Below are 14,034 nucleotides of genomic sequence, written 5' to 3' on the forward strand. Positions count from 1 at the left end.
ACGCGGCCGCTCGGGCGATGGGTTGCCCGGGCGGCCGAAGCTCACTCGACCGGGGGGTGTGAGGTGCGGTGTTGACGACCTCAGCCGCGGAAGTCGGCGCGGGCCAGCAGACCCGTGTCGGGCTGGTCGGTGAAGACGCCGTCGATGCCGGTCGCGAAGTACGTCCGGTACGCGCCGAAGACGTCCCCGTAGGCGTCCGCCTCCGTGCCCTTGCGGAAGTCCGCGGGCAGGAAGGGGTTCTCGTTGCGCAGGGTGTACGGGTGCAGGAGCAGGCCCACCTTGTGCGCGTCGGAGACCAGCGTGGTGGGACGGGTCAGACGGCCCTGGGCGTCACGCGGGACGACCAGGTCCAGGGTGGGGCCGATGCCCTGCGCGTAGGAGGCGATCTCTCTGAGGCCGGCCGGCTTGATCAAGTCGGCGACCGTGCGCGGGTCGCCGGTCTCGACGAAGTCCCAGGGGCGCGAGTCCGCCGAGGACAGCAGGACGACCAGCGGGTTGTCGACGAGCCTGTGCAGGCGCTGGACGCTGGTCGGCTCGAAGGACTGGAGGATGACCGGGGAGGTGCGCCGGTCCTTGCGGTGCTTGTGCAGCAGCTTGGCCACGCGCTCCTCCAGCGGCAGGCCCTGCTTGCGGAAGTAGGTGGGGTGCTTGAGCTCGGGGTAGATCCACACCTGCTTGCCGCGCTTGCGGGTCTGCTCGTCCTGCCACCTGAGGACCTCCTCGAAGGTGGGGATCTCCCAGCGGCCGTTGTAGAGGGTGTTGTGCGGGCGGTTGGCCGGGATGCGCTCGACCGCGCGCAGCGTCTTCAGCTCGGCGAGCGTGAAGTCCTCGGTGAACCAGCCGGTGGTGGAGACACCGTCGAGCAGCTTGGTCTTCTTGCGACCGGCGAACTCGGGGTGGTCGGCGACGTCCGTGGTGCCGCCGATCTCCGGCTCGTGACGGCAGACCAGGTGGCCGTCCCTGGTCGGGACCAGGTCGCCCGCCTCGACGATGTCGGCCCCCATGTCGAGAGCCAGCTGGTAGGACCCGAAGGTGTGCTCCGGGCGGTAGCCGCTGGCACCGCGGTGGCCGATGATCGTCGGCCTGGGCAGGCTGCGCACTCCCCCGCCGCCGTGCCGGGCGCCGTCGGCCCGGGCCGTTCCGGCCATGCCGAGGACCGCGCCACCGGCGCCGAGCACCGCGGCGCCGAGCAGGGCCCGTCGTCCGGTACCGCTCGTTTCTTCGTTCGACTCCTGCGTTCCCATGAGCGCCCTCCCTGGCCGTTCGGCTTGCCGGTGCGGGGCGATCGTAGGGGCGCGTACATGACCGGCGGGAGACCCCGGGTGGAACACGCGGGTGATGTCGGATGTCGTAGTGGCTGGTGAGGAGGATGAGTTGACGGTTCGTCGTATCCGTTCGATTCGGCCCGCGCGTTCTGGGAACGCGCCCGGTGTGCTCCCGGGCGATGTGCGTCACATCGTGTCGACCGTGTGACATGTCGTCGGCGACACGCCACCGCAGGTAAACACGCGTCAACAGTGCGTAAGACCTCGGTGAAGTCGCCGTGCCCGATGTGCGCGATGCCCGGGGCCACGAGTATCGTCCTCACCTGCACAGACTCATACAGAACCCCTTGACACCGGAGGGTCCGTTGTCCCGCTTCGCGCTCATCAAGGCAGTGCTCGGTCCGATCATGCGCCTGATGTTCCGCCCACAGGTGGAGGGTGCGGAGCACATTCCCGGCAGTGGCCCGGTCATCCTCGCCGGCAACCACCTGACGTTCATCGACTCGATGATCCTGCCGCTGGTCTGCGACCGTCAGGTCGTCTTCATCGGCAAGGACGAGTACGTGACCGGCAAGGGCCTCAAGGGCCGGCTGATGGCCTGGTTCTTCACGGGCGTCGGCATGATCCCGGTGGACCGCGACGGGGGCCGGGGTGGTGTCGCCGCGCTGATGACCGGGCGGCGGGTGCTGGAGGAAGGCCGCATGTTCGGCATCTACCCGGAGGGGACGCGGTCGCCCGATGGACGCCTGTACCGGGGGCGTACGGGGATCGCGCGGCTGACCCTGATGACGGGTGCGCCGGTGGTGCCGTTCGCCATGATCGGCACGGACAAGCTTCAGCCGGGTGGGGCGGGGCTGCCCCGGCCGGGCAAGGTCACCGTGCGGTTCGGTGAGGCGATGGAGTTCTCCCGTTACGAGGGGATGGACCGGGACCGGTATGTGCTGCGTGCCGTGACGGACTCGGTGATGGCCGAGGTGATGCGGCTGTCCGGGCAGGAGTACGTGGACATGTACGCGAGCAAGGCGAAGGAAGCGGCGTAGTTTTCGGGCCCGGGGTCGCCGCCCCGGGCTTGAGCGGTTTCGGATCGTCGGTGCTTCGGATCGTGGGTGGCTGCGGGTGCGTGGGGGCTTGTGGCGCAGTTCCACGCGCCCCTGAGGGGGCGTTGCTCTCATGCCGGTTGTGGTTCGCTGTCTTCCAGTTTCTGGCCCCGTAGCAGGAACCATGCCGCCACCGCCGCCGCCAGGAGTACCGCCGCTCCGACGCCCGCCGCGAGGGCCAGGCCGTCGACGAAGGACGAGCGGGCGGCGTCCAGCATCACGTCGGCGCGGTGGGCGGGCATGTGTGCCGCCGCCTCGACCGCGCCGCCCAGGGACTCGTGGGCCGCGGCCGGTGTGCCCGCGGGGCCGGTGAAGTCGCGGTAGACGCCGGTCACGATCGAGCCGAGCGCGGCGATACCGAGCGCGGCGCCGAGTTCGTACGCCGTCTCCGACACGGCGGACGCGGAGCCCGCCTGCTCCTTGGGCACGCTGGAGAGAATCACGTCGGCCGTCACGGTGAACGAGAAACCGGCGCCGGCACCGACCACCAGCAGCGCGGTGCCGAGCAGCGGATAGCCGGTGGACTGCCCGAGCACCGTGAGCGCGGCCAGCGCGAGACCGATCGCCGCGAGGCCACCGGAGACGACGGCCCGTACCGAGAAGCGCCGGGCCGCACGGCCCGCGATCAGTCCGGCCACCACCGCGCCGACGGCCGCGGGCAGTTCCGCCAGGCCGGCCTCGAACGGGCGCCTGCCCTGGACGAGTTGCAGGTACTGGGAGAGGAAGAACACCAGCCCGGACAGGCCGAGGATGGTCAGCAGGTCGGCCAGCACCGCCCCGCTGAAGCCGCGGTGGCGGAACAGCCGCATGTCCAGCAGCGGGATCGGCAGCCGCAACTGTCGGCGGACGAACCCGTACAGGGCGGCCGCACCGAGCAGACCCGCGGCCAGGGCGCCCCAGGCGAAGCCGTGGGTGGCGGCCTCCTTGATCGCGTACACGACGCCGATCATGCCGACCAGCGACAGCATGACGCTGATCAGGTCCCAGGGCCCCGGGTTCGCGGTGCGCGACTCGGGCAGCAGCTTGATGCCGACGAGCACCAGCACGGCCATCACGGGCAGGTTGATCAGGAAGACCGAGCCCCACCAGAAGTGCTGTAGCAGGAACCCCCCGACGATCGGGCCGACGGCCGTACCGGCGGAGGCGGTGGCGCCCCAGATGCCGACGGCGAGACTGCGCTCACGCGGGTCGTGGAAGAGGTTGCGGATCAGGGCGAGGGTGGCGGGCATCAGGGTGGCGCCCGCGACTCCGAGCAGCGCCCGCGCGACGATCATCATCTCGGGGGTCGTGGCGTAGGCGTTGAAGACGGATATCGCGCCGAACGCCGTGGCGCCGACCAGCAGGATCCGCTTGCGGCCGATCCGGTCGCCGAGGCTGCCCATGGAGACGAGCAGGCCGGCGATGACGAACGAGTACACGTCGCCGATCCAGAGCAGCTGGGTGCCAGAGGGCTTGAGGTCCTCGCTGATGTAGGGGGTGGCGAGACCGAGGACGGTCGCGTCGACGGCCACCAGCAGCACGGCGAGCACGAGAACGCCGAGCGCGAGCCAGCGGCCCGGGCGCTCCGCCGTCTCGGTGCGGTTCGCCGGCCGCAGGGTGCTGGTCATGATTCCTCTCTTCTGAGTGCGCCGCCGAGCAGCAGCTCGACGATCATGTGCTGGAAGTCCTTGGGGGCGCCCTTGCCGCTCTGCACCATCCAGGCGCTGGAGGCCAGCAGGCCGTACAGCGCCTCGGTGAGCCAGGCGGGCGTGAGGTCGATGCGGAACTCACCGCTGAGCTGGCCGCGCCGGAACAGGGCGGAGATCCGGTCGTCCAGGAGGGTCCAGCCCGCGTTCTGCTCCTCGCCTTCGAAGAGCTGGTTCTCGGTGTAGAGGAACGCCAGCAGTCCGGCCGCCGGTTCGACGGCTCCGACGAGTCGGCGTACGGCCTCGCTCGCGGTGCCCTCCTCCAGCCGGGCCGCGTCCAGGGCCGCCTCGCACTCCGCGATGCCGAGTGCCTCCAGCGCCCGGACGAGGGCGTCACGCCCGGCGAAGTGCCGGTGCAGGGTGGCCCGGCTGATTCCGGCGGCCTTGGCGACCTCGTCCATCGTCGCGGTGGATTTGCGGGTCAGCAGGGCCGCGGCCGCGCGCAGCACATGCTCGGGATCGACAGCCATGAGACAACCATAACCCAGATGAGACATTGATGTCTCATGACGGGCATGCGTGATTCACCGATGCATGCACGCCAGGTGCGCGCCACCGGAGAGGGGCGGGTGGTCAGTGCCAGGGCAACTGCGCGCGCCGCTGCCAGTACGCGTGCGGTTCCTCGACCAGCGCGGCGAGGCGGGCCAGCTGGTCCTCGTCGAGGTCGACCACCGCGGCGTGCAGGTTGGAGGCGAGCTGGGCGGTGGTCGCGGCCCCGGAGAGGACGACACCGGCCCAGGACTGCCGGAGGATCAGGGCCAGGGCGACCGCGTCGCAGCCCAGTCCGGTCCGCTCGGCGACCTCCTTCAGCGCGTGGGGGGCGTGCGGCCCGGCGAGGCGGCCGTTGGCCATGCCCTCCTTGACGATCACGGTGAGTCCGGCGTCGTGCGCCTCGGCGAGGGCCGGGCCGGCGGAGGTCTCCAGCGCGTTGTACGTCGACTGCACGGTGCGGAAGAGGGGTTCGCCGTCGACCGTCACGGCGAGGGCCGCGCGGATCGCGTCCGCCTGGGCGGGGCCGCTGGTGGAGAAGCCGACGGTGAGGCCCTGCGTGGCGGCTTCCGCGAGTTTCGCGTGCAGTTCCTTGTCGGTGAGGGCCGGGCTGTCCGGGGTCACCGAGTGGATCTGGTAGAGGTCGAGCCGGTCGCCGAGCAGGGCGTCGCTCTCCGCGCGCTGCCGTTCGTAGGTGGCCAGGGTGTGGTCCTTGACCTCGTGCTTCTCGGCGTTCGTGGACCAGTCGGCGGTGTAGGTGTAGCCCCACTTGCTGCCCACGACGATGTCGTCGAGGCCGGGCCTGTCCCTCAGCCAGCCGGCGAGGAACTCCTCGGAGCGGCCGTAGGAGCGGGCGGCGTCGAAGTAGCGCACGCCCTGGGCGTAGGCGGCGTCGAGGAGTTCGTGGGTGCGGTCGCGGAGCGTCTCGACGCTGCGGTCCTCGCCGAGGTCTTCGTCCCGGCCGAGGTTGATGTAGCCGGGGCGCCCTACGGCGGCGAGGCCGAGGCCGATGTGGCAGGTGGGGGTCGTGGCGTTCGCGAGACGGGCGAAGGGCATCGCTGGCTCCGTTCGGTCGGCGGCTGACGACCAACGTAACCCGCGATGACCTTCGTCCCTGAGCTCGGCCGTTGCGGTGTTTCGGCGGGTGCGGGCCGCCTGCGCCGGTTCGCGCGGTTCCCCGCACCCCTGAGGGCGATCCCCTCAGGCCTGCTTCCCGGCCACCGCCCACTCGTGCTGGGCCGCCACATCGGCCTTCACCTCGGCCAGCTGGACGGCGACCGCGCCCGGGGCCGTGCCGCCCCTGCCGCTGCGGGAGGCCAGCGCGCCGGGGACGTTCAGGACCGTGCGGACCTCGGGGGTCAGGTGGGCGGAGATCTTGGCGAACTGCTCGTCCGTCAGCTCGTCAAGCTCCTTGCCCTCGGCCTCGGCGGCCTTCACGCACTCGCCGGCCACCTCGTGGGCCACGCGGAACGGGATGCCCTGCTTGACCAGCCACTCGGCGATGTCCGTGGCCAGGGAGAAGCCGGCCGGGGCCAGTTCCTCCATGCGCTCGCGGTGGACGGTGAGGGTGGCCATCATGCCGGTGAAGGCCGGGAGCAGGACCTCCAGCTGGTCGATGGAGTCGAAGACCGGCTCCTTGTCCTCCTGGAGGTCGCGGTTGTACGCGAGCGGGAGGGCCTTGAGGGTGGCCATCAGGCCGGTCAGGTTGCCGATGAGACGGCCGCTCTTGCCGCGGGCCAGCTCGGCGATGTCCGGGTTCTTCTTCTGCGGCATGATCGACGAGCCGGTCGAGAACGCGTCGTGCAGGGTCACGAAGGAGAACTCCTTCGTGTTCCAGATGATGACCTCCTCGGCGATGCGGGAGAGGTTGACCCCGATCATGGCGGTGATGAAGGCGAACTCGGCGACGAAGTCCCGGGAGGCAGTGCCGTCGATCGAGTTGCCCACGCTGCCGTGTTCAAAGCCGAGGTCCTTCGCCACGGCCTCCGGGTCCAGCCCGAGGGAGGAACCGGCCAGGGCGCCCGAGCCGTAGGGCGAGACCGCCGTCCGCGCGTCCCACTGACGCAGCCGCTCCGCGTCCCGGGAGAGGGACTGGACGTGGGCCAGGACGTGATGGGCGAAGAGGACGGGCTGGGCGTGCTGGAGGTGCGTGCGGCCGGGCATCGCCACGTCCGGGTGGGCCTCGGCGAGGCCGATCAGCGCGTCCTGGAGCTCGGCGATCAGACCGCCGACGATCCGGGCGTGGTCGCGCAGGTACATGCGGAAGAGGGTGGCGACCTGGTCGTTGCGGGACCGGCCGGCGCGCAGCTTGCCTCCGAGGTCGGGTCCGAGGCGCTCCAGGAGGCCGCGCTCCAGGGCGGTGTGGACGTCCTCGTCGGCGATCGTGCCCACGAAGGAGCCGTCGGCGACGTCGGTCTCCAGCTGGTCCAGTCCGGCGATCATGCGGGTCAGTTCGTCGTCCGTGAGCAGGCCCGCCTTGCGCAGCACACGCGCGTGGGCACGCGAACCGGCGATGTCGTACGGCGCCAGCCGCCAGTCGAAGTGGACGGACGCGGACAGCTTCGCCAGGGCCTCGGCGGGACCGTCGGCGAAACGACCGCCCCAGAGCCGGATGTCACCGCTGTTGCTGCTCACCTGCTGCACTCCTCTGTGGGTGTGGATGTGCCACCGCTTCCCCGCTGCCGGGGAGGGGGTCGTCACGCTACTGCGTGCGCGAGGTCCCGCCGGGCCGCGATCGCTATGCATGAGTATGCAGAGCTCTGCATGATTCGTCAATCGAACTCGGGGGGCGGGCCGGGTTCCGGACCTCCGCGAGAAGAATTTGAAGATCCGTTGAACACGGGAAACCGCTTACCCGTACCTCTCGCCGAACGCAGGCGCCGCGTTTCGACCGACGAACCCCCCGACCCCTAGTGAGGCATCCGCATGTCCAGGGCTCTTCCGAAGTACAACAAGCGTCGCGTCACGTTCATCGGCGGCGCCGCCGCGGTGGCGCTGTCCGGCACGGTGATCGCCGGGTTCGCCCTCGCCGGGGAGGGCTCCAAGAGCGACGGGACCAGCGTCCGGACACTCGCGGGCCCCGGCACGATCTCCTGCCCGGACGTCCGCTCGAAGCTCCCGGCCGTCCCCGCCTCCGCCAAGGCCGAGGTCGACCGCAACCTGGCCCTGCTCAACACGCAGATCCAGGAAGCCAACAAGCGCCTGGTCGACACCGTCGGCCAGGGCGGCCCCAACTTCGTCCAGAACGCCATCCTCGGCCCCCTCAAGGACAAGCGCGTCTCCACGGTCAACCGCATCGCCACCGCGATCGGCCGCACCGCCGCCAAGCCGCAGGGCCTGGACTCCCTGGCCGCCTGCACGCTGGGCGGGGCGGGCACCAACGCGGGCGGGGGCGCTGCCGGCAAGCCGCAGGCCGGCGGCAACGCGGGCAACGCCGGGAACCAGGGGAACGCCGGCAACGCGGGCAACGCCGGGAACGCGGGCAACGGCGGGAACGCGGGCAACGGCGGCCGCGCCGGCACGATCTCCTGCCCGGACGTCCGCTCGAAGCTCCCGGCCGTCCCCGCCTCCGCCAAGGCCGAGGTCGACCGCAACCTGGCCCTGCTCAACACGCAGATCCAGGAAGCCAACAAGCGCCTGGTCGACACCGTCGGCCAGGGCGGCCCCAACTTCGTCCAGAACGCCATCCTCGGCCCCCTCAAGGACAAGCGCGTCTCCACGGTCAACCGCATCGCCACCGCGATCGGCCGCACCGCCGCCAAGCCGCAGGGCCTGGACTCCCTGGCCGCCTGCACGCTCACCAAGTGAGGTGACAGGCGCTGTGGCCGCCCCGTGGGAGCGCCGGCCGGGGCGGCCACGGACGACGCCTGCACGCGGGATCCGGCAGAGGTGACCGGATCCCGCAATTCTTTAGACGCTCGAAAGATCTACGACCATAATTGTTCGACATGGGAAAGACCTATGAGCGCATAGACGGCCGGCTCCGCACCTTCATCGAGGCGCAGCCGGTCTTCTTCACCGCCACCGCCCCGCTGACCGCCGACGGCACCGTCAACCTCTCCCCCAAGGGCCTCACGGGTTCCTTCGCGGTGCTCGACGAGCACACGGTGGCCTACCTGGACTTCGCGGGCTCCAACGCCGAGACCATCGCCCACCTGCGGGAGAACGGGAGGATCACCCTGATGTGGTGCGCCTTCCAGGGCCCGCCGAACATCGTCCGCGTGCACGGCAAGGGGGAACCGGTCTTCCGCGACGACCCCCGGTTCCCCGAACTCCTCGCACACTTCCCGGACATCGACCCCGCACGGCACGGCCTGCGCGCGATCATCGTCGTCACCGCCGAACTCGTCCGCGACACCTGCGGCTACGGGGTGCCCTTCATGGCGTACGAGACGGACCGCGATCTGCACGCCAAGCGGTTCGCCCGGGAGGACGACGCCTCCCTGAGCGCCTACTTCACCAAGAAGGAGTACATCGCCACCAGCCTGGACGGACTGCCCGGGCTGCCGTTGCCGCTGCCCCCCTCTACGGTCTGAGGCATGCGCCCCGGTGCCGTCGCCCTCGCCGTCTGCTGTCTCGTCGTGCCCGGCACCGGGCCGTCCGCCCCCGCTCCGCCACTGCCGGCCCGGATGGCCGACACCGGTGGCGGCACTCAGCTGATCACCGCGGTGGCCCCGAAGCGGGCCTCGACGACGGGCACGGTCACCTGGTGGGACCGCGACCGGGGCGGACGCTGGGTGAAGCAGGGCTCTGCGCCCGCGCGCTTCGGGGCGAACGGACTCGTCGGGGGCACCTCCCGCACCCAGGGCACGAACACCACGCCCACCGGCCTGTACGGCCTGCCGTACGCCTTCGGCATCGAGGCGGCGCCGGACGGGACGGCGTACCGCTACCGCCGGGTGCGGCAGGACTCCTGGTGGTGCCAGGACAACGACTCCCGCGCCTACAACCGCTGGAGCGAGCCGCGCGCGGCCGACTGCCGGGCCGCCGAGTCGGAGCACCTGATCACCTATCGCCCGCAGTACGCGCACGCACTCGTCATCGGCTTCAACTACGAGCGTCCCGTGCGTGGGCGCGGCGCGGGCATCTTCCTCCACGTCGACGGGCGGGGGGCGACCGCCGGTTGTGTCTCCGTCCCCGGGAACGCGATGCGGCGGATCCTCCTCTGGGCCGACCCCGCGCGGCGGCCGCACATCGCCGTGGGGACGCAGAGCGGGAGCACGGCCGTCACGCGTCTGTGAAGGGCCGCCGGCCCGGCTGAGTGTTACCAGTGGTCACTGCTGTTCGCGCACGACTCGGCAGGTGGCTGAACACTCCCGTGCCGCGGCACGTATCTGTGGGCCAAGGGTCAAGTCCCCACGGAGGAACCGTGACCACCACGCTCGCAGGCGGACGTGCCGCCCGCCGCCAGACGATGCGCCGCATCCGCCCGCGCCGCTCCCCGGCCGTCCCGCTGCTGATCGCCCTGTGGGCCGGTGCGGCCGCCGTGCTGTGGCTGTGGTGGGACAACACCCCGTCCCTCGCGGACACCCCGAGCAAGATCCTGGCCGCGGGCCGGATCACCGGTCTCCTCGCCGGTTACCTCATGGCACTGGTGGTGCTCCAGATGGCCCGGGTGCCCGCGCTGGAGCGCCGGGTGGGAACGGACCGGGTCGCCCGCTGGCACGCCATGACCGGCCGCTACACGCTCTGCCTGGTCCTCGCCCATGTCTTCCTGACCATGTGGGGGTACGCCCTCCAGGCGGGCAAGGGGCTCGGCGACATCGTCCAGCAGACGACCGACTCCATCAACCAGCTGCCGGACATGGGCAAGGCGGCCATCGGCACCGGCCTGCTGTTCCTCATCGGGATCCTGTCGATCGGCGGCGTACGCCGGCTGATCGGCTACGACACCTGGTACCACGTGCACCTGCTCACGTACGCCGCGGTGTACCTGACGTTCTGGCACCAGATCACGACGGGCAACGAGTTCGCCGTCGAGCCCACGGCCAAGACCTTCTGGTACGGGCTGTACGGCGCGGTGACCGCGTTGGTCCTCTGGTACCGGATCCTGACCCCGATCCGGCTGAACCTGCGGCACCGCATGCGGGTCGAGGCGGTCATCGAGGAGACCCCGGGGATCGTGTCCGTGCTGATCGGCGGGCGCAAGCTGCACCGGATGGGCGCGGAGGCCGGGCACTTCTTCCGCTGGCGGTTCATGGCGCCGGGCATGCGCTTCAGCTCGCACCCCTACTCCCTGTCGGCGGCGCCCCGCCCCGACATGCTGCGGATCACCGTCAAGGCGATCGGCGACCACACCGAGCGGCTGCGGGAACTGACGCCCGGCACCCGGGTGTGGGCCGAGGGGCCGTACGGGGCGATGACCGCGCAGCGCCGCAGCCGGGGCAAGGTGCTGCTGGTGGCGGGCGGTGTGGGCATCACCCCGATGCGGGCCCTGTTCGAGACGCTGCCGGGCGCGTCCGGTGACATCACGCTCCTCTACCGGGCCAACAGCACCCAGGACCTGGCCCTGTGGGGCGAACTCGCCAAGATCGCCGACGAGCGCGGCGCACGGCTGATGTACGCGGTCAACAGCCCGGACGGGGAACGCCCGGACATCTCGGCGGAGTCCCTCCAGCGGAAGATCCCGGACATCGAGAACCACGACGTCTTCATGTGCGGGCCGCCCGGCTTCGCGCAGACGGTCTACGAGGCACTGCGCGGCGCGGGAGTACCCGCCCGCCGTATCCATCACGAGTCGTTCGAGATGTGAGCGACGGGACACCAACAGCCCTTCAGGAGTTTGGGAAACGATGAGGAAGTCTCACCCCGTCCGGCGCGCCGTGCTCGCCGGCGCAGCCACCGTCTCCGGGATCGTGCTGCTGCTGTCCCTGAAGCCGGCCTCCGACCCGGGGTCTGCCCAGGCGGCGGGGCAGGCTCCGCCCGCGGCGGCCGGGCAGGCACCGCAGGGCGGTGTGAACGGCGCGGTCACCGGTGACGCGGCGCAGACGCAGTACGGCGCCGTACAGGTCCGCCTGACGATGAACAACGGCAAGATCACCCAGGCCGAGGCGGTCCAGGCCCCCAAGGGCGGACGCAGCGACCAGATCACCGCGAGCTCGGTGCCGCGCCTGAACCAGGCGGCCGTGGCGGCGCAGAGCGCGGACATCGACGCGGTGTCCGGGGCGACGTACACCAGCGCCGGCTACAAGAAGTCCCTCCAGTCGGCCCTGGACAAGGCGAAGGCGTCGGCCGGACCGCAACAGGGGTCGGGCGGCGGCGCGCAGACGCTGACCGGCGATGTCGCGCAGACGCAGTACGGCCCGGTCCAGGTGCGGGTGACGGTCGCGGACGGGAAGATCACCAAGGCCGAGGCGGTCCAGGCGCCCAAGGGCGGACGCAGCGACCAGATCACCTCGAGCTCGGTGCCCCGCCTCAACCAGGCCGCCGTCGCCACCGGAACCGCCGACATCGACGCGGTCTCGGGCGCCACCTACACCAGCGCCGGCTACAAGAAGTCCCTCCAGTCGGCCCTGGACAAGGCGGCCCCCGCGGGGGGCGGTTCCTCGCAGGCCGCGGGCTCGGGGGGCGGCCAGGCCGCGACTCAGACCCTCACCGGCAGCGTGGCGCAGACCCAGTACGGCCCGGTCCAGGTGCGGGTGACCGTCTCGGGCGGGAAGATCACCAAGGCCGAAGCGGTCCAGGCGCCCAAGGGCGGACGCAGCGACCAGATCACCTCGAGCTCGGTGCCCCGCCTCAACCAGGCCGCCGTCGCCACCGGAACCGCCGACATCGACGCGGTCTCGGGCGCCACCTACACCAGCGCCGGCTACAAGAAGTCCCTCCAGTCCGCGCTGGACCAGGCCGGTGGCTGACACGGTGGCCGATCCCGCACAGGCACCCGCCGCGGTACGTCACGCCGAGGAGACGATGGGGACCGTCTTCTCCTTCGACGTCCGCGGCGGGGAACCGGCCGCGGTGCGCGCGGCCCTGGACGAGGCGGTCGCCGGACTGCACCGGGTCGACGCGGTGTTCAGCACCTACCGCGAGGACAGCCAGATCTCCCGTTTGCAGCGCGGCGAGGTGACGGTCGAGGAGTGCGATCCCGAGGTCGCCGAGATCCTCGAACTGGCCGCCGAGGCGGAGCGGCTGAGCGGCGGCTGGTTCAGCACCTCGTACGAGGGCCGTCTCGATCCGACCGGCATCGTCAAGGGCTGGGCCGTCGAGCGGGCGGCACGCCGGCTGGCCGAGGTGCCCGGGGTGTGCGGGGTGAACCTCAACGGCGGCGGGGACGTGCAGCTCCTCGGGACGCCGGGGGCGCGGCGGCCGTGGCGGGTGGGCGTGGCCGACCCGTTGCGGCCGGGAGGTCTGGCGGCGGTGATCTCGGCGGCCGGGGTGGACGAGCTGTCCGTGGCCACGTCCGGTACGGCGGAACGGGGCGCGCACATCGTCGACCCGCGCACGGGCCGTTCGGCGGTGACCGACCTGGTCGCCGTGACGGTGGTGGGTCCCCGGCTGACGTGGGCGGACTGCTGGGCGACGGCGGCGTTCGCGATGGGCTCACGGGAGGGTCTGGAGTGGCTGGAGTCGCTGCCGGGTGTGGAGGCGTTGTTGATCACGGCTGGTGATGAGGTCCGATGCACCGCGGGGTTGGCGGCGCGGCTGGGGTGAGCCGGTGCCGGCGCCGGGTGGGTCCGCAGCCCGGCGTGGCGGGGCGCCGCCGCGCCCACCCGTGCCGCCCTGGCGGCACGACTGCCCGCGGCTGAGCCGACCCAGGGGCGCGGGGAACTGCGCGAACGGCCACGACGCACCCGCACGCGGCCACCCACCCGCACCTCTACGACGCGTGCCCGTTCCGCGCCAGCCTCAGCACCAAGCCCTCAGCGGGGCCGCCCGCAGCAGGCCGACTCAGGGGCGCGGGGAACTGCGCGAACGGCCACGACGCACCCGCGCCCGGACGACAACCCTCAGTGCCCGTTCTGCGCCAACCTCAGCAAGTGGTCGGCCAGCGCCTGCCCACCCGTCGGCTCCCTGCTGATCAGCAGCAGCGTGTCGTCACCCGCGATCGTCCCCAGGATGTCGTGCAGCTCGGCCTGGTCGATGGCCGAGGCCAGGAACTGCGCCGCCCCCGGAGGGGTACGCAGGACCACGAGGTTCGCCGACGCCTCCGCGGAGATCAGCAGCTCCTGCGACAGCCGCCGCATCCGCTCCTCCTTCGCCGACCCGCCCAGCGGCGCCCGGGGCGTACGGAAACCGCCCTCACTGGGCACCGCGTAGATCAGGTCACCGTCGGTGTTGCGGATCTTCACCGCGTTCAGCTCGTCCAGGTCCCGGCTGAGCGTCGCCTGCGTGACGCTCAGCCCGTCGTCGGAGAGCAGTTTCGCCAGCTGGCTCTGGGAGCGGACCGGCTGCCGGTTGAGGATGTCCACGATCCGGCGGTGGCGTGCGGTGCGGGTCTGCGGCACGGCGGGCCCGTTCGCCCCCGGCTGCTCGTGGTCCTGCGCCTGGCTCATCGTCGTC

General features: G+C 71.5%; 13 protein-coding genes. 7 read left to right on the plus strand and 6 right to left on the minus strand.

The window, feature by feature from the left end; genetic code table 11:
• Positions 1 to 80: 80 nt before the first annotated feature.
• Positions 81 to 1,244, minus strand: coding sequence for a glycerophosphodiester phosphodiesterase (locus tag AB0I06_RS20610; protein ID WP_363120261.1), 1,164 nt, complete (start codon positions 1,242 to 1,244; stop codon positions 81 to 83).
• A 386-nt stretch (positions 1,245 to 1,630) separates the two neighbouring features.
• Between AB0I06_RS20610 and AB0I06_RS20615 the strand changes: the two genes are divergently transcribed.
• Positions 1,631 to 2,305, plus strand: a complete 675-nt coding sequence (locus AB0I06_RS20615) for a lysophospholipid acyltransferase family protein (RefSeq protein ID WP_363120449.1) — start codon at positions 1,631 to 1,633, stop codon at positions 2,303 to 2,305.
• 128 nt (positions 2,306 to 2,433) lie between these two features.
• Here the strand turns inward: AB0I06_RS20615 and AB0I06_RS20620 are convergent, their stop codons facing one another.
• From AB0I06_RS20620 to argH, 4 genes are all read right to left on the minus strand, one after another.
• Positions 2,434 to 3,969, minus strand: a complete 1,536-nt coding sequence (locus AB0I06_RS20620; protein WP_363120262.1) for an MFS transporter — start codon at positions 3,967 to 3,969, stop codon at positions 2,434 to 2,436.
• Positions 3,966 to 4,517, minus strand: coding sequence for a helix-turn-helix domain-containing protein (locus AB0I06_RS20625; protein WP_363120263.1), 552 nt, complete (start codon positions 4,515 to 4,517; stop codon positions 3,966 to 3,968). The genes AB0I06_RS20620 and AB0I06_RS20625 overlap by 4 nt, the downstream gene beginning before the upstream one ends.
• A 103-nt stretch (positions 4,518 to 4,620) precedes the next feature.
• Positions 4,621 to 5,592 (minus strand): aldo/keto reductase, encoded by a 972-nt coding sequence (locus AB0I06_RS20630; RefSeq protein WP_363120264.1) that lies wholly within the window; start codon positions 5,590 to 5,592, stop codon positions 4,621 to 4,623.
• A 144-nt stretch (positions 5,593 to 5,736) separates the two neighbouring features.
• The gene (gene argH / locus AB0I06_RS20635; RefSeq protein ID WP_363120265.1) at positions 5,737 to 7,170 is read right to left on the minus strand and encodes an argininosuccinate lyase; all 1,434 of its coding nucleotides are present in this window, start codon (positions 7,168 to 7,170) and stop codon (positions 5,737 to 5,739) included.
• A 291-nt stretch (positions 7,171 to 7,461) separates the two neighbouring features.
• Here argH and AB0I06_RS20640 point away from each other — a divergent pair, with 291 nt between their 5' ends.
• From AB0I06_RS20640 to AB0I06_RS20665, 6 genes are all read left to right on the plus strand, one after another.
• Positions 7,462 to 8,343, plus strand: a complete 882-nt coding sequence (locus AB0I06_RS20640) for a hypothetical protein (RefSeq protein ID WP_363120266.1) — start codon at positions 7,462 to 7,464, stop codon at positions 8,341 to 8,343.
• Positions 8,344 to 8,483: 140 nt separating this feature from the next.
• Positions 8,484 to 9,071, plus strand: coding sequence for a pyridoxamine 5'-phosphate oxidase family protein (locus AB0I06_RS20645; RefSeq protein ID WP_363120267.1), 588 nt, complete (start codon positions 8,484 to 8,486; stop codon positions 9,069 to 9,071).
• 3 nt (positions 9,072 to 9,074) lie between these two features.
• A complete protein-coding gene (locus AB0I06_RS20650; protein ID WP_363120268.1) occupies positions 9,075 to 9,776 on the plus strand; it encodes a L,D-transpeptidase family protein in 702 nt (233 codons plus the stop codon).
• Between the two features lie 128 nt (positions 9,777 to 9,904).
• Positions 9,905 to 11,287, plus strand: a complete 1,383-nt coding sequence (locus tag AB0I06_RS20655) for a ferredoxin reductase family protein (protein WP_363120269.1) — start codon at positions 9,905 to 9,907, stop codon at positions 11,285 to 11,287.
• 40 nt (positions 11,288 to 11,327) lie between these two features.
• Entirely contained in the window at positions 11,328 to 12,389 is a 1,062-nt protein-coding gene (locus AB0I06_RS20660) for an FMN-binding protein (protein ID WP_363120270.1), read from the plus strand.
• A gap of 4 nt (positions 12,390 to 12,393) precedes the next feature.
• On the plus strand, positions 12,394 to 13,185 hold the full coding sequence (locus AB0I06_RS20665) for an FAD:protein FMN transferase (RefSeq protein ID WP_363120450.1): 792 nt from the start codon (positions 12,394 to 12,396) through the stop codon (positions 13,183 to 13,185).
• Between the two features lie 296 nt (positions 13,186 to 13,481).
• On the opposite strand, the gene AB0I06_RS20670 is transcribed toward AB0I06_RS20665, so the two are convergent.
• Entirely contained in the window at positions 13,482 to 14,027 is a 546-nt protein-coding gene (locus AB0I06_RS20670; protein ID WP_363120271.1) for an arginine repressor, read from the minus strand.
• Between the last annotated feature and the right edge of the window lie 7 nt (positions 14,028 to 14,034).

The organism is Streptomyces sp. NPDC050674, from assembly GCF_040654575.1.
Classification (GTDB): Bacteria; Actinomycetota; Actinomycetes; order Streptomycetales; family Streptomycetaceae; genus Streptomyces.